The 20,949-nt window shown below is 64.2% G+C and carries 18 protein-coding genes; 9 read left to right on the forward strand and 9 right to left on the reverse strand.

From position 1 onward, the window contains the following. The first annotated feature begins 45 nt into the window (after positions 1-45). The 6 genes from IVA91_RS16925 (at position 46) to IVA91_RS16950 (ending at position 7,631) form a co-directional block, all read left to right on the forward strand. Positions 46-1,146, forward strand: a complete 1,101-nt coding sequence (locus IVA91_RS16925; RefSeq protein WP_247278586.1) for an FAD-dependent oxidoreductase — start codon at positions 46-48, stop codon at positions 1,144-1,146. 432 nt (positions 1,147-1,578) lie between these two features. Beyond that, positions 1,579-2,454, forward strand: coding sequence for a branched-chain amino acid ABC transporter permease (locus IVA91_RS16930; protein ID WP_247278585.1), 876 nt, complete (start codon positions 1,579-1,581; stop codon positions 2,452-2,454). 1 nt (position 2,455) lies between these two features. Then, positions 2,456-3,382 (forward strand): branched-chain amino acid ABC transporter permease, encoded by a 927-nt coding sequence (locus IVA91_RS16935; protein ID WP_247278584.1) that lies wholly within the window; start codon positions 2,456-2,458, stop codon positions 3,380-3,382. Continuing rightward, positions 3,382-4,863: an ATP-binding cassette domain-containing protein gene (locus tag IVA91_RS16940; RefSeq protein WP_247278583.1), complete on the forward strand. Its 1,482-nt coding sequence runs from the start codon at positions 3,382-3,384 to the stop codon at positions 4,861-4,863. Before IVA91_RS16935 ends, IVA91_RS16940 begins: the two co-directional genes overlap by 1 nt. Positions 4,864-4,903: 40 nt before the next feature. Further along, complete coding sequence (locus IVA91_RS16945) at positions 4,904-6,139, forward strand: ABC transporter substrate-binding protein (protein WP_247459032.1); 1,236 nt, start codon at positions 4,904-4,906, stop codon at positions 6,137-6,139. 181 nt (positions 6,140-6,320) lie between these two features. Further along, entirely contained in the window at positions 6,321-7,631 is a 1,311-nt protein-coding gene (locus IVA91_RS16950) for an ABC transporter substrate-binding protein (protein ID WP_247278581.1), read from the forward strand. Positions 7,632-7,910: 279 nt separating this feature from the next. On the opposite strand, the gene IVA91_RS16955 is transcribed toward IVA91_RS16950, so the two are convergent. From IVA91_RS16955 to IVA91_RS16990, 8 genes are all read right to left on the reverse strand, one after another. Next, positions 7,911-9,080: a Gfo/Idh/MocA family oxidoreductase gene (locus tag IVA91_RS16955; RefSeq protein WP_247278580.1), complete on the reverse strand. Its 1,170-nt coding sequence runs from the start codon at positions 9,078-9,080 to the stop codon at positions 7,911-7,913. A 48-nt stretch (positions 9,081-9,128) separates the two neighbouring features. Further along, positions 9,129-9,443 (reverse strand): septal ring lytic transglycosylase RlpA family protein, encoded by a 315-nt coding sequence (locus IVA91_RS16960; RefSeq protein WP_247278610.1) that lies wholly within the window; start codon positions 9,441-9,443, stop codon positions 9,129-9,131. A gap of 92 nt (positions 9,444-9,535) precedes the next feature. Continuing rightward, complete coding sequence (locus IVA91_RS16965) at positions 9,536-10,390, reverse strand: CmcJ/NvfI family oxidoreductase (protein ID WP_247278579.1); 855 nt, start codon at positions 10,388-10,390, stop codon at positions 9,536-9,538. 258 nt (positions 10,391-10,648) lie between these two features. Next, positions 10,649-11,749, reverse strand: coding sequence for an LLM class flavin-dependent oxidoreductase (locus tag IVA91_RS16970; RefSeq protein ID WP_247450003.1), 1,101 nt, complete (start codon positions 11,747-11,749; stop codon positions 10,649-10,651). Between the two features lie 27 nt (positions 11,750-11,776). Beyond that, positions 11,777-12,949 (reverse strand): acyl-CoA dehydrogenase family protein, encoded by a 1,173-nt coding sequence (locus tag IVA91_RS16975; protein WP_247450001.1) that lies wholly within the window; start codon positions 12,947-12,949, stop codon positions 11,777-11,779. Beyond that, on the reverse strand, positions 12,943-13,734 hold the full coding sequence (locus IVA91_RS16980; RefSeq protein ID WP_247449999.1) for an ABC transporter ATP-binding protein: 792 nt from the start codon (positions 13,732-13,734) through the stop codon (positions 12,943-12,945). Before IVA91_RS16980 ends, IVA91_RS16975 begins: the two co-directional genes overlap by 7 nt. Further along, positions 13,728-14,750, reverse strand: a complete 1,023-nt coding sequence (locus IVA91_RS16985; protein WP_247459033.1) for an ABC transporter permease subunit — start codon at positions 14,748-14,750, stop codon at positions 13,728-13,730. The genes IVA91_RS16980 and IVA91_RS16985 overlap by 7 nt, the downstream gene beginning before the upstream one ends. After that, entirely contained in the window at positions 14,728-15,831 is a 1,104-nt protein-coding gene (locus IVA91_RS16990; protein ID WP_247278574.1) for an ABC transporter substrate-binding protein, read from the reverse strand. Before IVA91_RS16990 ends, IVA91_RS16985 begins: the two co-directional genes overlap by 23 nt. Positions 15,832-16,306: 475 nt before the next feature. On the opposite strand from IVA91_RS16990, the gene IVA91_RS16995 reads away from it, so the two are divergent. Then, a complete protein-coding gene (locus tag IVA91_RS16995; RefSeq protein ID WP_247278573.1) occupies positions 16,307-17,287 on the forward strand; it encodes an ABC transporter substrate-binding protein in 981 nt (326 codons plus the stop codon). A 125-nt stretch (positions 17,288-17,412) separates the two neighbouring features. Here IVA91_RS16995 and IVA91_RS17000 read toward each other — a convergent pair whose 3' ends face one another. Beyond that, complete coding sequence (locus IVA91_RS17000) at positions 17,413-17,853, reverse strand: hypothetical protein (protein ID WP_247278572.1); 441 nt, start codon at positions 17,851-17,853, stop codon at positions 17,413-17,415. Between the two features lie 362 nt (positions 17,854-18,215). On the opposite strand from IVA91_RS17000, the gene glgC reads away from it, so the two are divergent. Both glgC and glgA read left to right on the forward strand, forming a co-directional pair. After that, entirely contained in the window at positions 18,216-19,478 is a 1,263-nt protein-coding gene (gene glgC / locus IVA91_RS17005; RefSeq protein ID WP_247278571.1) for a glucose-1-phosphate adenylyltransferase, read from the forward strand. After that, positions 19,475-20,929 carry a glycogen synthase GlgA gene (glgA, locus tag IVA91_RS17010; protein ID WP_247278570.1) on the forward strand — a complete coding sequence of 485 codons (1,455 nt, stop codon included), beginning with the start codon at positions 19,475-19,477 and terminating at the stop codon, positions 20,927-20,929. The genes glgC and glgA overlap by 4 nt, the downstream gene beginning before the upstream one ends. Positions 20,930-20,949 lie beyond the last annotated feature (20 nt).

Below are 20,949 nucleotides of genomic sequence, written 5' to 3' on the forward strand. Positions count from 1 at the left end.
GCGCCAATTCTTTTGATAATCCTTCGGCGCGCGAGGAAAAAAACCATGCGTGTTGTGATCTGCGGCGGTGGCGTGATCGGCGCCTGCACCGCCTGGTTTCTTCGTCGCCGCGGCATCGACGTCATTGTGGTGGAACGGACAGAGATCGCGGCCGCAGCGTCCGGCAAGGCCGGCGGCTTCCTCGCACGCGACTGGTGCACCGGCACGCCGCTCGACGCACTGGCGCGGCGCAGCTTCGCACTTCATGCGCAACTGCCCGGGGAGATCGCGGGCGATTGGGGCTACCGCCCCATGACCGCCTATAGCGGCCTCGTTGTCCCCGATGGTGACGCCCGGCGAAATCTGCCCTCGGCACTTGGCTGGCTCGCCAACGGCGTCGCCATCGCGCAAACCATCGGCACGACCGCGACGACCGCGATCGTTCACCCTCGCAAATTCACCTCGTTCCTCATGGATGCGGCGCTCACGCAGGGCGTGCAACTTCGTCGCGGCCGGATCAGCGGCATCGTGCGCGATGCGGATGGCATCACAGCGAGCGGCGTCCAGGTCGAGGGCAGCGTCATCGAGGCGGACGCCGTCGTCATCGCGATGGGGCCGTGGTCGCTGCTCGCGGCGCAATGGATGAACCTGCCCGCCATCTATGGCCAGCGCAGCCCGAGCATCGTGTACGACACCGGCGGGGATGTGCCAGCCGATGCGCTGTTTCTTGAGCATGAGGACAATGGCGTCGCCGTGTCCATCGAGGTTTTCCCCCGTGCCGACGGCAGCACGCATATCACGGCGCTTTCCGACATCGCGCCGTTGCCGCTCGATCCCGCCGCCGTGACGCCCGACCAGGACGCGATCGCGCGCCTGCAGGCGATGAGCGAGCGGCTCTCGCCGCTGTTCCGGCCCGAGAAGATCATCGCGCGGCAGGCCTGCTTCCGCCCGGTGACGCAGGATGGTCTGCCGCTGATTGGCAAGGTGCCGCAGAGCGAGGGTCTCTACGTTGCGACTGGACATAATGTCTGGGGCATCCTCAATGCACCCGCGACCGGCGAGGCGTTGGCGCAGCTGATCGCCGAGGGCACGACGCAGATCGACCTTTCGCCATTCGATCCCGCCCGCCTCGGCCCGCTCGATCCGTCGCTGCTGCACGCACGTTGAACGGATGGGGCATGCTGGCGGCGTACATGCATGGGCCTCGACCGAATCTGCATGCCTGACTTGCCCGAGTCGCGCTGCACTCTATTTACGCAGCAATGGACTTTAACCCGCCTCCCACAATCCTGAATGCAGTTTCACTTGCCGAGAATGCCCTCGCCGGTATAGTCGCGCCCCAATAGCTCACAAGAGGCTGTTCAAGGGAGAAAAACAACATGAAGAATAGACTCTCTGTTGCGTTGCGAGTTCGCTCGACGCCGCCGTGATCGGCGCGCCGGACGACGCCGTCAGGAGTGACGTCAGTCTCCCGAGCTCCATCAAGTCCACCTCGAATTGATCGGAACGGCATCCGGGCCTTGGCCGGAGAGCCTTCCGCATGCGGTGCACGCAGCACCTTTTTCTCAAGTGGCAGCCAGGTTGCCCGGCCAATCATCAATGCGAGCATTCCAGATTTTGATCGATGGCTTTGCCATCAGCGCTCTCTACGCTCTCGGTGCCACCGGCTTCACGCTGATATTCGGCGTCTCCGGCGTGCTCAACCTCTCCCACGGCGCTATCATGGTGGCGGCAGCGGTGGCGGCCTGGGCCGCCGCCAGCATTCTCAGCGTCGGCACCTATGCCGGCGCGCTGATCGGCGTCGGCGTCGCCCTCATCACGGCATTTGCCACCTATTTCGCGGTGGTGAAGCCGATCCAGGATTCGCGCCGCATTCCGAACGAGGAGAAGGAGATCTTCGTCCTCACGGGAACGCTGCTGTGGGGCATCATGATCCAGGAGCTGATCGCCTATTTCTTCACCAACAACGCCAAGACCGTGCTGCCGATCGTCGAGGGCGTGGTCGAGATCCTCGGCGTCCGCACGCCGCGCAACGAGATTTTCACGGCGATCGTCTGCTGCCTGGTCATCGCTCTGTTGTGGCTCCTGGTGAACCGCACCCGCACCGGCAAGGCCGTGCTGGCCGCCTCGATGAACCCGCGCGGCGTCACGCTGCTCGGCCTCGAGCTCACCAACATCTACATCGTGGTGTGGGCGATCTACGGTATCCTCGCCGGCATCGCCGGCGTGCTGCTGGGCATGTTTCTGGGCGTCAGCTCCTACAGCGTCGGTCCGCTGACCGCGAGCGCGTTCTCCATCGTCGTGCTCGGCGGCCTCGGCAGCGTCTCCGGCTCGCTGATCGCGGCCTTCGTGGTCGGCTATCTCGAGACCCTGACCGCCTATCTGATCTCGCCGGCCTATCGCACCATCCCGGCGCTGCTGCTGCTCGTGTTTGTGATGTACATCCGGCCACAGGGCCTTCTGGGGAGGCGCTGAGATGGCCACCTTCTTCACCTCTCGCCTCTTCTTCGTCTCGCTCGCGCTCGTCGTCATCGCGGCAACGCTGCCGCTCTACGTCTCTGGCTATGTGCTGGGCCTGCTCACCGTCGCATTCTATTTCGGTGTGTTCGCGATGGCCTGGGACCTCTTGTTCGGCTTTGCCGGCGAGGTCAATTTCGGGCCGACCTTCCTGATCGGCGTCGGCGCCTACACCGCCGGCATCCTCAATGCCCAGTTTGGGTGGTCGGTTTATCTCTGCATCGTGCTCGGCGCATTCGCCTCCGTCATCGCCGGTCTCGTGCTGGCGTTGCCGGCCCTGCGCGTGCGCGGGCCCTATTTCGGCCTGACCACGTTGGTCGCGGTGTTGATGCTGCAGAATTTCGTGGTGGTGTTCGCCGACCTCACCGGCGGCGAGATCGGGCTGACCATTCCCGACGTCATCTCTATCAACGCCGGCGTGAATTACTGGATCGCGCTCGGCTTCATGACGATCTCGGCCGCAATCCTCTACGGCCTGTCGCAATCGCCGATCGGCCTCGTGCTCCAGGCCAGCGGCCAGGACCCGGTGCAGGCCGGCGCGCTCGGCTTCAACATCGTCAAGCACAAGCTCGCCGCCTTCATCGTCAGCGCGTTCTTCTCGGGGCTGTCAGGCGCGCTGCTGGTATTCTACTTCGGCACCGCCTCGGTCGGCACCGTCGTCGACGTCGCGGTCGGCGTCAACGTGATCGTCTCCGCCGTGCTCGGCGGCCGGCGCACCGTGCTGGGCGCTGCGCTGGGCGCGATCTTCCTGATCGTCGCCGGCGAGTTCTTGCGGCCGACCGGTGAGCTCGCGACCTTCATCGTCTCGGCGGTGGCGCTCCTCGTCGTGCTGTTCTTCCCTGGCGGCTTCCTCGGAGCGGCCCTCTCGCGCGAGGCGCGCTCGTGATGGATATGAGGCTTCCAAACAGGGCCGTGCTCGAAGTCCGCGGCCTGACTAAGCGCTTCGGCGGATTGACCGCAGTCAAGAGCCTCGGCTTCGAGGTCAATGGCGGCGAGATTTTTGGCCTGATCGGGCCGAACGGCTCGGGCAAGTCGACCGCGATGAAGACCGTGATGGGCATCGAGCGCCCGACGTCCGGCGAAGTGATCTTCGAGGGCGAGAACGTCGCCGGCCTGCCCGCGCACAAGATCGCGCGCAAGGGATTTGGCATGGTGTTCCAGCACTCGCGGCCGCTGAACCGGCAAACCGTGCTGGAGAACATCCTGGTCGCGCTGCTGCCGGACAGCCTGTTCATGCTGTTCCCCGACAAGGCGCTGATCGAGCGCGCCAAATGGATCGCCGAGCGCGTTGGGCTCGGAAATGTGATGAACCGCCGCCCGCCGACCCTGCCGTTTGCCGATCTGCGCCGGCTCGAACTCGCCAAGGCCATCGCACGTGACCCAAAGGTCGTGCTGGTCGACGAGCCCTTCGCCGGGCTGACGCGCGCCGAGGTCGAGATGTTCTCCGACCTGATCCGCAGCTTTCGCGACGAAGGCCGTGCGGTGATGCTGGTCGACCACAACGTCAAGAGCGTCGCAGCCCTCGTCGATCGCGTGCTCGCGATGTATCTCGGCGAGGAGATCGTCACCGGCAAGGCCGACGAGGTCATGAGGAACGAGACCGTGCGCCGGGTCTATCTCGGCGGCGCGATCGAGACCCATGCGCGGCCCGAGACCAGCTTCAAGGATAAGGTGCCGCTGCTCCAGGTCGAGAATGTCAGCGTGTTCTACGGCAAGGCGCAGGCGCTGGAGAACGTCTCGATCCATGTCCACGAGGGCGAGTTCGTCTCGATCGTCGGCCTCAACGGCGCCGGCAAGACCACATTGTTCAACACCATCTCCGGCTTTCTGCCCTACAGCGGCGAGATCGTGCGCGGCGGCGAGAAACTCCGCGGCACCAGTCCGGCGAAGATCGCACGCAGCGGTCTCGTGCAATGCCCGGAATCACGCGAACTGTTCGGCGAGATGAGCGTGCGCGAAAATCTCGATCTCGGCGGCCAGCATCTTTCCGACGAGAAGCGCGCCGCACAGCTCGCCTGGCTGTTCGAGCTGTTCCCGATCCTGAAGGAACGCCAGAGTCAGATGGCACAGACGCTCTCCGGCGGCGAGCAGCAGATGCTCGCGATCGGCCGCGCCCTGATGATGCAGCCACAGATCCTGATCCTGGACGAGCCGACGCTGGGCCTTGCCCCCGTCATCCTCGAGCAACTCTCCAAGGCGCTGACCAAGCTGCGGCAAACCACATCGATCACGGTGTTGCTCGGCGAGCAGAACGTGACCTTCGCGCTGCCACATGCCGACCGCGTCTATGTGCTGGAGCATGCAAGGATCGTGTGGGAAGGCGATCCCGGCCGCTTCGCGAGCGAGGCCGGGGCCGATTTTCTTTAAGTCTGTCAACATCAACAAAAACATAGAAAGGGAAACGACCATGCGACCATTAGTTCTCGGCAGCAGCCTTCTCGCCTCCGCATTGGCCTTGTGCCTTGCCGCTCCGGCCTACGCGCAGTCGACCGATCCGATCAAGATCGGCGTCATCGCCGAAGTGCAGTCGATCGCGGGCGCGGCAACGCCAGGCGGCGCGCAGATTGCCGCCGACGAGATCAACGCCAAGGGCGGCGTGCTCGGCCGCAAGATCGAGATCGTGACCTACGACAACAAGAGCTCGTCGGCGGATTCCGTTCGCGCTTTCCAGCGCGCCGTCAGCGAGGACAAGGTCTCCGCCGTCATCGCGAGCTATATCAGCGAGGTCGTGCTGGCGCTCGAGCCCTGGGCGGCGCGGCTGAAGATGCCGCTGATCACGCCAGGCGCGGCCTCGAACGAGATCACCAAGGCGATCCACAACGATTACGAGAAGAACAAGTACACCTTCCACGGCTATCTGACCTCGGCCGCGCAGGCCCAGCTCGTCTGCGACGCAGCCAAGGACCTGCTCGTCGACAAGCTCAAGTTCAAGACCGTAGCGATCATGAGCGAGGACGCCGCCTGGACCAAGCCGCTCGACGTCGGCTACGAGGCCTGCCTGCCGAAGGCTGGCCTGAAGGTCGTCGAGCACGTCCGCTTCTCGCCTGACACCACCGACTTCACGCCGATCTTCAACAACATCGAGAGCAAGAAGCCCGACGTGATCGTCACCGGCATCTCCCATGTCGGCGTGCAGCCGACGGTGCAGTGGAAGAACCAGCAGGTGCCGATCCCGATGTTCGGCATCAGCGCGCAGGCGCTGAGCCCGACCTTCTGGAAGGACACCAATGGCGCGGCCGACGGCATACCGTCGCTGGCGGTTGCGACACCCGACGTCGCCGTCACCCCCAAGACGAAGCCGTTCGCGGCTGCCTTCAAGGCCAAGTTCGGCGCACCGCCGGCCTATACAGGCTACACCGCCTATGACGAGGTCTACTTCATCACGGAAGCCATCAAGCGCGCCGGCTCGACCGATCCCGACAAGATGGTCGCCGAGCTCGAGAAGACCGACTACGAGGGCACGATCGGCCGCATCCAGTTCTACGGCAAGAACGACGAGTTCACCCACGGTATCAAGTCAGGCCCCGGCACTGTCACCGGCCTCGTCTTCCAGTGGCAGGACTCCGAGCAGGTCGTGGTCTGGCCCGAGAAGATCGCGGAAGGCAAGATGAAGTTTCCGAGCTTCGTGAAGCTGTCGCAGTAATTGATCCGCGCCCATGCAAGCCCATCGCTCCTGCGCGGAGCGGTGGGCTTTTCCTTTATCTTTCGCAGGTGCGTTGTGTCGCGGCCGACGCCTATCGACCTTGGACGATGTTGACTTTCGCCATCCTGCTCCCAATACTTCGAAAAAAACCAAACATAAGACGGTTTTGAGGGAGGATAGGATGCCGACTTCACGCAGGCAGCTGCTGAAGACATCGGCGGCTGCCGCCGCCGCACTCAGCCTCGATTGGACACGGGCCCAGGCGCAAGCCGAGAATTTGCGCATCGGCTTGATTTACGACCTCACCGGCCCCTTTGCCGCCGGCGGCTCGGTCGCCTCCTCGGTCGGCGCGCAGATCGCCATCGACCTCGTCAACGAGAAGGGCGGCATCGGCGGCAAGACCAGGATCGTGCCGGTCGCCGCCGACTCCCAGAGCAAGGCGGACGTCGCGATCAACGAGGCCGAGCGGCTGATCAGCCAGGAAAAGATCGACATCATCAACGGCGTCTATTCCAGCGCGCACGCGGTGCCGATGGCGGCGAAGGTGGAGCAGCAGAAGAAGATCCTCTGGATCACGACCGCGGTCTCGACCGCCGTGTTCAAGGACAAGAACCTGCAATACGTGTTTCGCGCCCAGATCCATTCCGACCAGTACGGCCAGGCCTTTGCAAGCTTCATCACCGAGCATGCGAAAGCCAAGCTCGGCATCGATCCGAAGGAGGTCAAGGTCGCGTTAATCCACGAGGACGGCCCCTATGGCGTCGGCGTTGCCTCCGCCGACGAGGCCTATGCCAAGGAGGCCGGCATTCAGGTCGTGCTGCGCGAAGGGTATTCGGCCTCCGCGCCCGATCTTTCGGTGCTGGTGACAAAAATCAAGCGCGCCAAGGCCGACGTGATCTCGCATGCCGGCTACAACCCCGACATCACCCTGTTCCTGCGCCAGGCCCGCGAGAGTGGTTTGCGCTTCAAGATGCTGTTCGGCGCCGGCGCCGGCTACAGCCAGCTCGACAAGCTGCGCGCGACTTTCGGTGCCGACATCGACAATTTCTGCAACATCGATCCAGTGCCGGCGCAGTTGCTCGATCCCGCCAAGCTCGCGCCGGGCATGGGCGACCTGATCAAGACCATGGTTTCGCGCTACCAGGCCAAGACCGGCGCGACCGACGTGCCGCCGCACTGCTCGATGGGTTTCAACCAGACCTGGGTGCTGCTCAACAACGTGCTGCCGGTCGCCAAAGAGAAATACGGCAGCTTCGACCCGGAGGCCATCCGCAAGGCAGCGCTCGACGTCGACATCCCCGCTGGCGGCACCATCCAGGGCTATGGCGTTAAATTCTTCCGGCCGGGCACGCCGCTGTCCGGCCAGAACGAGCGCTCGACCCCGGTCGTGATGCAGAACGCCGGCGAGCACATCTCGGTGGTGTGGCCGACGAACATCCGCACGCGGGAGCCGGTCTTCCCGCTACCGAAGGGCTCGACCTACGGGGCGTGAGGCGGTTGCGCTCGCGTGGCAACCTCCCCTGGACGGTAAGGCTATCGCATATGAATTCTTGGAGTGGCCCGAGCAAACGCCTCGTCGTTCGAGACGACCGCTCCGCGGTCTCCTCAGGATCAGGCTAATTGGCATAGGGCCCGTTGAAACTGCTGCCGCATACTCCGCCCTCATCCTGAGGAGCCCGCCAAAGCGGGCGTCTCGAAGGATGCGCCGCATGGAAGCCGCTTCCCATATGCGATTGCCCTCCCTCGAGAGGAGGGTAAGAGAGCTATGCCCTTACAACACCACCCTTCTCCCCTCCTCCGCCGACCAATAGCCCGCGTAATTCACCTTGATCGTCTCGTACGCCAGCGCGAGGTCCGACAGCGGCTGCCGTCCGGTCGCGGCGCATTCCATGAAGTCCTGGATCTCCTGCAAATAGCCGCGCGTCCATTCCTCCTCGAGGCAGACATATTGCCAGCCGGTTTTCCGGTCGACCTTTTCGGTGATGTAGACGCTGGCGAGCTTCTCCTCGCTGGTTTGGTAGCTCATCAGATGCGTGTTCGGGGTGATGTTGGCGAACAGTGAGCCGCCGCTCGTGTGGGTCTCGATCAGGTTGCGCACACCGCCCATGATCATGTCGCCGGAGAACACCGTCGCCTTGGTGCCGTCGGAGAAGGTCGCCGTCAGCGTGCCCCAATCCTCGACATCGACCGGATTGGCCTTGATATAGGTGCGTTCTTCGGGCCTGAGGCCAGCGGTGACGTTGCCGACATCGCAAGTGACGCTGGCGACGCGGATGGTCTCGCCGCGCGCTTTCGCCTCGACCTGCTTGAGGTAGAGCACGGCCGAGAGCGGGTGACAGCCCATGCGGATCAGCGAGCCGCCACCCGTCATCGCCCATTGCGCGGCATGTGCAGCGTGTGAGCCGGAATGGCTCTCCTCGCCCTTCATGAACAGGATCTTGTCGCCGGTAGCCCTGATTATCTCGGCGGCCTTGGTCACCGCGGGCGCGTAGATCCAGTCCTCGGCATACATGAACAATTTGCCGCTACGCTCGATCGCGGCCCCCGTCGCGTCCATCTCCTCGAGCACGCGCTCGTACATCAGCGCCTTCGGCACGCGCTTGCCGATCGGCTGTTGGTCGCCCTCGCGGCCGAAATAGCCGGCGAACGGCTTTTCACAAATGACGTGCTTGCCCGCCTGCATGGCGGCGATGATCATCTCGGCATGGAGATTGGGCGGGGTGCAGATGTCGACGACATCGAGCTCACGGTCCGCAATCACCTCCGCGAAGCTGCGGTAAACCCGCGGGATATGGTGGCGGGTCGCAAACTCGACCACGTGATCGCCGCGCGCGGCCACCGCCGCGACCTCGACGTCCACGCCATAGACGCGCTGGAACGCATACATGTGCAGCTCCGACACGAAGCCGCAGCCGACGAGTCCGACTCTGATCCTGGCCATGGCGCCCCTCACCCTTGCTTTGGGAGGCACTATAGCCCGCTGGCCGGCCTAATCCACCGAGACCCGCACCACGCCGGCGCTCATCATGCCGAGCGCCCGGGCGGCCGGCACCGAGAGATCGACGATGCGGCCGCGGATGAACGGGCCACGATCGTTGACGCGGCACTGGATCGTTCGTCCGCTATAGGACACTCTCAGCACGGCGCCGAAAGGACGCGTCCGGTGCGCGCATGTCAGCTCGCCACCTCTGCCGGCCTTTGCGTATCCATAGTACGAAGCAAGCCCGCTTTCGGCGTGGGCAGCAGAAAAGGCAAAAAGCAAAAAGCTGGCCAGAGATACCAATAGCGTCGTCTGCGCTTGCACGGCACCCTCCCGCTTGCCCTGCCCGGCGCTGCAAACGTGGCTTTGTTCCCCAAAGTTCCGGAAACACTGCCGGGCAACGCCCGGCAGCACCATCACACTTTGTTACTATTGTGGAACACCAGCGTGCGCACCTCGATGCTCTCGCGCGGCGCGGCATCTGGCGGCGTGGTCGGATCGACGAAGGCAGTGTGCGGCCCGAACCGCGTGCGGCCGTCGATTGCGGAATCATAGCACTTGAGCAGCAGCGCCTCGTCTGAGGTCATCTCGGGGAAATAGAACCAGCGGTGGTTCGGATTGTACCTTACCGAATAGGTCTCGCCGCGACGGTTGGGATAGATTAAATCGGAAGCGACGAGATCGTCGGGCGCAACCGTCGTGCCGTCGGCCATTGCCAGCGGTGAATCGCGCAAGGGGCCGCGGATCGGCCGCCACAGATTGATCACCTGCACGCGACCCTTCAGCAACTCTTCGGCTTCGTCAGGCAGATGCTCGCGCACGCGGTTGGCGCCGGAGACGGCGGTCTGGTCGACATGCACGCGTGTCGCTGGCTGGCGCGGGCCACCGCCACGAATGTCGGCGGCGCCCTCGATGCGCTTGCGCACGGTGTGGTCGAAGATGAAGACACGATCGGCCTTCAGCGTCGCGCGCAGGAATGCCTCCACGGCGGGATAATAGACCGCCCTGACCTCCTCCTCGTTGTAGAAATCCTTCACGCGGGTCGGATGACGCACCAGCGCGAAGCCTTCGCGATCAAGCGAGAAATTCTGCGCAATCAGCCGCGCATCAAAGATCGGGACCTGATGCGGCTCGGCAAGCGCCGTGCTCTTCGGCTCGCCCGGCGGCGGATCGAAGGCGTAGGTACGCGGCTTGCCTAAGACCGGCGCGAGATAGTTGAGTTCGGCTGTGACGAAGGGAAGCGATTCGATTTTTGTTTCTTGTAGGCCCATGGCCGGTCTCCCGATGTGGTCGTCTAAAGCATCTTGGCGGGAACCGGCGTGGCGCAAGGGAGCGGGCGCAAATAGCAATGGGGATGTTGTCGGGGACGCGAAATGCAGAAGGAACGTTTCGAGAGCGGCTTTCGCGTAGAAGGGCGCATTCTCATTTCACGGACGCTTGAGCAATGCGTGAGATCTCGTGCCTCGTACGCCGCCGTGTCCGAAACACAAGATCTTGCAACAGCAGCGCACCGGCTAACATGAGACGGATCATTCCGCGGCCTCGCCGCGAACAGCCTGACGCTTCGTAATCAGTTCACGCGTCAGCGGGATCAGCTCGCGCCCATATTCAATGGCGTCGATCAGCGGATCGAAGCCGCGAATCAGGAAATGGCTGATACCGAGGTCGTAATAGTCGCCAAAGACTTCCGCGACCTGCTCGGGCGTACCGACCAGCGCGGTGGTGTTGCTGTTGGCGCCGGTGAGCTTCGCGATCTCGGTCCAGAGCCGCTTGTCGATGCGGCTGCCCTGGTCGGCGAGTGCGAGCAGGCGCCGCGCGCCGGCCGTGGCGTGGCCGTCGGCGGGCTTGCGGTAGCCGGTCTTGTCCTGAAGCGCGGTCGCGCGCGCCAGAATGTCTTCCGCCTTCTCCCAGGCCTGTTTCTCGGTCGACGCAATGATGGGCCGCACTGACAGGCTGAAACGCGGCGTCGGCCGCCCGTGCCGGACCGCCGCGTTGTGGACGCGGGAAGTGACGTCGCGTACCTGCGCATAGGATTCACCCCACAGCGCGAATGTGTCGGCGTGCTTGCCGGCAACGTCGATCGCCGCATCGGAAGCACCGCCGAAATAGACGCGGATGCCTTCCGGGCGATACGGCTTCACTTGCGAAAAGGCGTTCTCGACCTGGTAGTACTTGCCCCTGTAGGTGAACGGCTTGTCGCTGGTCCATTCCAGCTTGAGGACGTCGAGGAATTCGGAAGTACGAGCGTAACGCTCGTCCTTGTCGTCGAGCGTGTTGCCGTCCTGCCGCAGCTCGGTGGCATTGCCCCCGGTGATGACATGGATCGCGACGCGGCCGCGCGAGAATTGGTCGAGCGCCGCGAACTGCCGCGCCAGCAGCGTCGGGGCGGTGAAGCCGGGCCGCTGCGCGATCAACACGTTCAGGCGATCGGTGACCCCGAGGACGTGCTGCGCGACCTGGAGCGCATCGGGCGAGGTCGAATGAAACGCCAGCAGCGCACGATCGAAGCCGGCATTCTCATGCGCTTTCGCCACCGTCTCGATGTGGGTCGGATTGAGCACCGGCCCTTCGCGGACGATGGTCTCGGACGAATTGTTGTTGCTGATGAAGCCGATGAACTCGATCGACATGACCGTCTCCCTGATTTTTCCCGAAAGCTAGAGGCCCAATGCGGCGCGACCGAGACCGGTGCGCGTGGAATCGTCCTGCGGTGTGTGCACGCGCCCGCACAGCACGTCGCGATAGTGACGCTCCAGCGGATTGGTGCGGCTGAGGCCGTGATTGCCGGAGATCGACAGCGCGTCCTCGACCGCCGCGACGGCATTGTTGGTGACGGTAAGCTTGATGACGTTGGACTCGCTCGCCGAGAGCTGGACGCCGTCATCGAAATCACGCGCAAAAGACTCGATCAGCCGTGCATTGACCGCGAGCCGCGCCTCGATGGCACCGACAATCTCCTGCGCCCGCGGCAAGCTCGCGAGCGGCGCGCCGAGGCCGGCGGGAACGCGCTGCTTCAGGAACGTGATCAGCCAGTCGCGCGCGGCGCGGGCGACGCCGTCATAGATCGCGGCAACGAACACCGTATGGATGGTCGCCTGCGTCACGTCGGGCGTGCGCCAATCCGCCGGCTTGCGGAGATCGACCTCGGCATCGAGCGGGATCACGACATCGTCGAAGATGACGTCATGGCTGCCGCTGGCACGAAGGCCGTGGTGGTCCCAGGTCTCGACGATGCGCGTGCCCGGCAGGCCCGCCGGCACCAGGAACTGCCCGACCCGCGGCTCCGCCTCGTCGGTCCGGGCCCAGACCAGGTACCATTTCAGGATCGGCGATCCCGTCGAATAGATCTTGTGGCCGGAGAGGCGCCAGCCGGTTTCGGTGCGCCGCGCGATCGTCGCCGGCAGACCGCCGCGCGCGGGCGAGCCGAGCTCCGGCTCGACGCGCAGCGCGTTGATCAGCGCCAGGCCCTCGACGCTTTCGCGCGCAAGCTTGCGTGACAGCCGCGCCGGCCAGGTCGGGCTCCGCGACATGACGAGATGATTGATGTAATGCATTGACAGCACCAGCGCCGTCGACGGATCGGCCTTGCCGATGATGCCGATCACGCGCGCGGCGTATCGTGCGCCGGCGCCGGCCCCACCCTGAGCCGCAGGAACCGTGAGCGACAACAGGCCCGCTTCGGAGAGCTCGCGAAAATTCTCGAAAGGGAAGCTGCCATTGCGGTCATGCTCGGCGGCGCGTGCGGCAAAGCCTGCTGCCAGGTCTTCAGCACGCGCGATGTAATCGGGCTCGGTGGGGGCTATGCGCCCTTTGGCTACGGGAGTCACCATGTCGCGTCCAACCCCAGCAGACCGAGAATCTGGCGGCGCAGATCGGCCAGATAGGGATCGCCGCGGTGGCGCGGATAGGGCCGGTCGACACGGATGTCGGCCTTGACCCGTGCCGGGCGGTCACTGAAGACGATGACGCGGTTGGCGAGCACCAAGGCTTCCTCGGCATCGTGCGTCACCAGCAGCGTGGTAAAGCCCTTGCGCTGCCACAGCGAGACAAGCTCGGCCTGCATGGTGATGCGGGTCAGCGAGTCGAGTTTTCCCAGTGGCTCGTCGAGAACCAGGATCTTGGGATCGTTGACCAGCGCCCGCGCCAGCGCGACGCGCTGCGCCATGCCGCCGGAGAGCTGGTGCGGATAAGCGTTGCGGAAAGACGACAGCCCGACGAGATCGAGAGCATCGTCGACGCGGTAACGCTGGCTCTTCAAAATGCCCTGGGCCTCGAGGCCCAGGGCGACGTTGTCCCAGACCGACCGCCAGGGAAACAGGGTCGGATCCTGGAACACGACCACGCGCGAGGGATGTGGACTGTTGATGCGGCTCTCGTCCTCGCGCAGCGTTCCGGACCTCGGCTTATCGAGGCCGGCGACAAGCCGCAGCAAGGTCGACTTGCCGCAACCGGAGGGACCGAGCAGCGCGACAAACTCGCCGGGCTCGACAGAGATGCTGACGTCGCTGAGAACGGGCAGCTCGGCGCCGTCGATGTCGAAGGCGTGGCTGACCTGCTCGATGTCGAGCGCAGCGCCGGCAGCCGGACGCGCGATCGCTTGAGCCAGAGCTACCATTTTACGGTCCCCTTCTGCCAAACTAGCAGGCGGTCGCGGATCGAGAACAGCAGCGTAATCGCGCCGGAGCAGAGCAGCGACATCACGATCAGTGCCGCATACATGTTGGCATAGGCGGCCCAGCCCTGCGCCCATTGCAGGTACCAGCCTAGCCCGGCCTTGACACCGATCATCTCGGCGACGACGAGCACCGCGAAGGACGCGCCGAGCCCCATGAACAGCCCGACGAACACGTGCGGGAGTGCCGCCGGAATCGCGACCTTCAGCACCAGGAAGGACGGCTTGGCCCCCAAGGTCCGCGCGACGTCGTAATAGGCGTTGCTGACGCCGGCGACGCCGGACCAGGTCAAGACGGTGACCGGAAAGCCGGTCGCCAGCGCGATCAGGAAGGTCGAGGCGCTCCAGCTCGACGGGAACGTGAAGAAGGCAATCGGCAGCCACGCAGTCGCCGGCAACGGACCGATGAAGCGCAGCACCGGATGTACCCAATAACCAACTGCGCGCGACCAGCCGATCGAGACGCCGGTCAGGAAACCGATCGTGGCGCCGACCAGATAACCGCCGAGCTGCAGTTTTACGGAGGCAAAGACACTGTCGAGCAGCTTTGGCAGATCATCGGTATAGACCTCGACGATCGATTGCGGCGGCGGAAAGAACGGCAGCGGCAGCCAAGCAAATTTTGCCGTTGCGACCTCCCACAAGGTCAGGAACGCGCCGAGCGCCACCAGCCAGGGCGCGCGTTTGCGCAAGCCGCGGCCTGCGGAGCCGAGATAATCGGCACCCAGCGTTCCGAACAAGGCAACCGCAGCGACGATGAAGGCTGCAATGCCGACCGAATGCGTGCGTGACCAGTCGCCGACATCCTGCCACCACAGACAGGACAGGCCAAAGCCGATCCAGGCGATGCTTGCGAGCACGCCGACGCCGGTCTCCCGGAGCCAATTCGCAAGCAGTGGCGCGCGAGAGAGGCGCGGCGCGCCGGAGGCGAGGCCGTCAGACAGCGAATACGTCGACATAGATGCGCTCCGCGAATTTGGCCGTGTCGGTGCTCGGCTTGAAGACCTGCACGCTCTTCAGATCATCGGCATAGGCCTTGAGCTCGCGCTTGAGCACGTCGCCGACCGGATGATGATGGTGGGTGTGGTAGCGCACCATGCCCTCGATGTCGGCGAGGGTGGCCGCCTTCGGTGCGTAGGGCTGGAATGATTGTGCGGCAATCGTCGCATTCTGCGCGGTGAACATCGCGGCATCGAGCAGCGCTTGCGTGATGGCCCGGGCGATCTGCGGCTCCTCGCGCACCAGGCTGCCGCGCAGGCCGAGGATGCAGCAGCTCTTTTCGCGATACTCGCCGTCGAGATTGGAAGCGACTTCCTTGTACTGAGTATCCTTGAGCCAGAGATAGGCGAGCGGATCGGAGGACAGGAAGGCCTGCACCTCGCCCTTCTCCACAGCGACATTGAGCAAATTGCCGGGATAGGCGCGCCAATCGACGTCCTTGATCGGATCGATGCCGAGCTTGGCGAGCTGGATCGAGAAGAAATTCTTGTCGGGGCCGGCGAGGTCGCCGACCGCGACGATCTTGCCCTTGAGATCGGCGAGCTTCGCGACGCCGGAATCGCGGCGCGACAGCACCCGCATGCAGCCGCCATGGGTGCCGGCGGCGATCTTGACGTCAAACCCCTGCTCCAGCGGCTTCAGCCAGCGCAGCGCCATGCCGAGGCCGGCGTCGCTCTTTCCGGTCGCGATCGCCTCGAGCAACTGGTCGGTCGAGCCGGAATAGTTGACGAGCTCGACGTCGAGATTGTGCTTCTGGAAGAAACCGTGCTCGATGGCGACCGGCACGGGCGCGAGGCAGACGGCGCCGGCATTCCACGACAGTTTCAGCTTGCGCGGAGCGCCAGTAAGCGCAGGTGCATTCGATGCTGTCTGGCACAATGGAAATTCCGAGAAGTCGACGCCGGGCGCGAACCCGCGCGGCGCAAAGGCGTGTGCCGCACCAAGAGCGCCGAACGGCGCAGCAAAGGCTGCCGCAAGCCCCGCCTGGAGCAGATGGCGCCGGTCGAGACTCGATCCACCGCGCTTGTCGTCATTGCTCATCGGTCCCACTCCTGCGCTGGCACGGCTCCGCTACATGCGCAACGGCTCGCGTTGCGCATGTTCCGTGCGGAGCTGCGTTTGAGAGAAAATCTTTTCGCGGGCGCTTCACGCGCCGCGTTGATGCGATGCGCAAATCATGCGGCGCAGTCGCCGCATCGTCAATGAAATGGAATTTCGAATGTTCGACGAAGCGAAGTCATTCTCTCCATCGCCACCCTCGCGAACGATGAAAGGATTTTCGCCGCTGCATCCTTTGGCAGAGCGCCGGGCTTCCCGCTCCCTGCTTCTTTCCTACGCAATTTCGGCCGCGCACACCGCACTTTCTCGAAAGCATCACTTTGCTAAAACGTCCTTGCCTGTCGCCTTTGCAATACGGATAGCCATTTCATTGACTGCGCTCCGCGCGGCCCTAGACTTCATGACCTCGCTGCATCGCTCGCTCACGCGTCGTGAGCAAAGCAACAAGACAGGCCACATGCGCATCAACTCCCATCATCACCCCATCACCCGCCGTCTCGCGGCATCGCTGCTTGCCGCCGCCCTCACCTTGTCGACGGCCGCCGCATCGTTCGCGGCCGACACCGTCGTGCTGCGCGTCGGCGACCAGAAAGGCGGCAACCGGTCGCTGCTCGAAATCTCCGGTTACACGAAAGACCTGCCCTATAGAATCGAGTGGTCGGAATTCCCCGCGGCCGCGCCGATCCTGGAAGCGCTCAACGCCGGTGCGCTCGACGTCGGCTATACCGGCGATCTCTCGTTCCTGTCGGTCTATGCGGCCGGCGCGCCGATCAAAGCGATCGGCGGGACGAGGTCAGACGCCAAGACGCAGGCCATCCTGGTGCGCCAGGATTCTCCAATCAAGTCGGCCGCCGACCTCAGGGGCAAACGGCTCGCCGGCACGCGCGGCGGTTGGGGTCAGTTCCTGATCGACGCGACGCTGGAGAAGGCGCAGATCAAGCTGGAGGATGCGACCTTCGCGCCGCTCGGACCGGTCGACGCCAAGATCGCGCTGCTCGCCGGCTCGATCGATGCATGGGCGGTGTGGGAGCCCTACGTCTCCTTCGCGACGCTGAAGGACAAAGCCCGCGTGATCGCCGACGGCGAAGGCCTGACCCCAACCATCACCTTCATCGTCGCTTCCGACAACGCCATCGCCACCAAGCGCGCGGCGGTGCAGGATCTTGTGCAGCGGCTGAACAAGGCGCGGCTATGGTCGCTTGATCACCTTTCCGAGTATGCCAGGAACACGGCCGAGCTGACCAAGCTGCCGGAAGACGTGCTGCTCTCGGCCTACACCGCGCAGCGCACCAGCCCGATCGTGATCGACGAGAACGTCGTGAAGGAGGTGCAGGATGCCTCCGACCGCTCGACGCGCTATGGCATCCTGCCGAAAAAGCTCGACGTCGGCAAAGCCGTCGACCGCAGCTTCACGGCTGCGGCCGCAGGATCGAACTAAACGCACCCGGCGGGATGCGCAGGCTTCGCCTCGAGGCCGGCCCGCTGCATCTCGCCGCGATCGTGCTCATGCAATTCGCCTGTATGAGCATGATCGTGTGGCTCGCGCTCTAGCCGCGCAAAACCTTACCAATATCCGCGATAGTAAGGCCGGTGAAAGACCCGATATGGCCGGTAGTAGCCGTAACGATAGCCGTAGTACGGACGATACGGCCGATAGTATCGCGGATAAGCGTAGGCCGGCCCATAGCCGTAATAAGCCGGGGCATAACCATAGCCGTACCCCGGATAGCCATAACCGCCGTAATACGGGCCGCCATAGTAGCCATAGCCGTAAGGCGCGGTGCTGGCGGCGATGGCGCCGCCGATGATCGCACCGGCCGCGAGGCCGCCGAGACCCCATCCCCAGCCACCGCCGCGCCAATGTACCTGCGTGACATCATCGCCGACGGCAGCCTTCATGCTCGCGACGTTGGTCGGCATCGGACCCGCCGCGGCCTGCTCGATTTGGCCGGCCATGACCACGCCGGCCAGCGAACAGGCAATTGCCGTTTTCCAGATCCTCATCGTCTTACTCCCTATCTGACGTTTCGCTTGGAAATGGATCGCATCGCCATGATCGAACATCCTTGCGCCTAGTCAAAGCCTCGAATTTGCGTGCGGCGCACAAGTGCCCTTCACGTCTCGCTGCGAGACGGCCGCTGGCGGGCCAGCGCGCCTGCTCGGTCGCCATGTGACACCGGCGCGACGCCGGAGTTCGGTGGCCAAGAACGGCATCAAGCCAAAGCATTAAGCTTGCCGCGCTCGCAACTAACAACCTACTTCCCGATTTACTATTCGTGCCGTTACTATCGGTTCCAATGGGCGCGGGACCGCGGGGCTTCTCGCGACAAAAGGCCTCGGCAAGCGCCAGAGCGCGGGAGGATGACATGAGTGCCGTCGGTAGTGAACCGCTTGCCCGCCAGGCGCTGGCGTTCGTCCTCGCTGGTGGACGCGGCAGCCGGCTTTTGGAGCTGACCGACCGGCGCGCCAAGCCGGCGGTCTATTTTGGCGGCAAGTCCCGCATCATCGACTTCGCGCTGTCGAACGCGGTGAACTCCGGCATCCGCCGTATTGCGGTCGCCACCCAATACAAGGCGCACAGCCTGATCCGGCACCTTCAGATGGGCTGGAACTTCTTCCGCCCCGAGCGCAATGAGAGTTTTGACATTCTCCCGGCGAGCCAGCGCGTTTCCGAGAACATGTGGTATGTCGGAACGGCGGACGCGGTCTACCAGAACATCGACATCATCGAATCTCACGCCTGCCGCTTCATCGTCGTGCTGGCCGGCGACCACATCTACAAGATGGACTACGAGGTGATGCTGCGCGAGCACGTCGAGAGCGGCGCCGACGTCACGGTGGGCTGCCTCGAGATGCCGCGCGCGGAATCATCGGGCTTCGGCATCATGCATATCGACGAGAAGGGCTGGATCCAGTCCTTCCTGGAGAAGCCGAAAGACCCGCCGCCGATGCCAGGCAAGCCGGACGTCTCGCTCGCCAGCATGGGCATCTACGTGTTCAATGCGAAATTCCTGTTCGACCAGCTCAGGCGCGACGCCGAGGACCCGGACTCGAACCACGATTTCGGCAAGGACATCATTCCATACCTCGTCAAGAACGGCCGCGCATTCGCGCACCAGTTCTCGACCTCCTGCGTGCGCTCCAGCAGCCACAACGGCGCCTATTGGCGTGACGTCGGTACCGTCGACGCCTATTGGTCCGCCAATATCGATCTCACCGATGTCGTACCGGAACTCGACCTGTTCGACCGCGCCTGGCCGATCTGGTCCTATGCCGAGATCACACCGCCGGCCAAGTTCGTCCACGACGAGGAGAGCCGGCGCGGCCAGGCCGTGAGCTCGCTCGTCTCGGGCGGCTGCATCATCTCCGGCGCCTCGCTGCGCCGCTCGCTGCTGTTCACCGGTGTCCGGATCAACTCCTACGCCAATGTCGAGAATGCCGTGATCATGCCCTACGTGAATGTTGGGCGCGGCGCTCGCTTGAAGAACGTCGTGATCGACCGTGGCGTCGAAATCCCCGAGGGCCTCGTCGTCGGTGAAGATCCCGAGTTCGACGCCAAGCGCTTCCGCACCACCGAGCAGGGCATCTCGCTGATCACCCAGCCGATGATCGATGGGCTCAATAAATGACGCCTGTTCGCGTCCTCGCGGTCGCTTCTGAAGTCTATCCCATCGTCAAGACCGGCGGCCTCGCGGACGTCGCTGGCGCGCTGCCGGTTGCGCTGAAGGCGCATGGCGTCGAGATGCGCACCCTGATGCCCGGCTATCCCGACGTGACGCGGCTGCTCGCCGGAGCGGAGGAAATCCGGCGCTGGCCGGATTATTTCGGCGGGCCTGGACGCCTGCTCGCAGCCTCGCACGACGGCCTCGATCTGTTCGTGCTCGACGTGCCGCATCTCTATGCGCGGCCGGGAAATCCTTACGTCACCAGCGAAGGCGTCGACTGGCCGGACAACGGCGTGCGCTTCGCCGCGCTCTCGCGCGTCGCCGCCGATATCGGCCACGGCCTGGTTCCGGCTTTCGTGCCCGACATCATGCACGCCCATGACTGGCAGGCGGGGCTCGCGCCGGCCTATCTGCATTATGACAACCGGCCGCGGCCCGGCACCGTGATGACCATTCACAACATGGCCTATCAGGGCAAGTTTGCTCCCGAGCTGATTGGCGCGATCGGCCTGCCCTGGCACTCCTTGAACGTCAACGAAATCGAATATTTCGGCGGCATCAGCTTTTTGAAGGCGGGCCTGCAATTTGCCGATCGCATCACCACGGTGTCGCCGACCTACGCGCGGGAGATCCAGAGCGACGAAGGCGGCATGGGGTTCGGCGGCCTGCTTCGCGCACGCGCGAGCGTGCTCAGCGGCATTCTCAACGGCATCGACATCTCGGTGTGGAATCCGCAAACCGATCCGCACATTGCCTACCGCTTCGGCGCGGAAGACCTCACGTTCCGGGCTGCAAACAAGGCGGCGCTTCAGCAGCAGTTCAATCTCGATTCCTCCGACGAGGCGCCGTTGCTCGGCGTCATCAGCCGGCTGTCCTGGCAGAAGGGGCTCGATCTCCTGCTCGAGGCCATTCCAATCATATTGGGTGAAGGCATGCAGCTCGCGCTGCTCGGCAGCGGCGATCGCGATCTGCAGGACCGCTACCAGGCCGCCGCTCGCGCCAATCCCGGCCGGATCGGAGTCGTGATCGGCTACGACGAGATCCTGGCGCATCTGATCCAGGCCGGCTCGGACGCGCTGATCGTGCCGTCGCGCTTCGAGCCGTGCGGCTTGACCCAACTCTGCGCGCTGCGCTATGGCGCCGTCCCGATTGTGTCGCGCGTCGGCGGCCTCGAGGATACCATCGTCGACATCGGCGAGGCCGACGCATCCGGCCATGATGCCACCGGTTTCAAGTTCGGCCCCGTCACGGCGGACGCCCTCGCCGGCACGCTGCGCAAGGCCAACACCGTCTTCCACGACAAGCTGACCTGGCGCCGGCTGCAATTGAGCGGCCTTGCGACCGACGTCTCCTGGCGCAACCGCGCCGGCGACTATGCCGCGCTCTACCGCGACCTCATGGCGGCCCGCGCGTGAGCATTGCCGAATCCATGCTA

The organism is Bradyrhizobium sp. 153 (assembly GCF_023073835.1).
Lineage (GTDB): Bacteria > Pseudomonadota > Alphaproteobacteria > Rhizobiales > Xanthobacteraceae > Bradyrhizobium.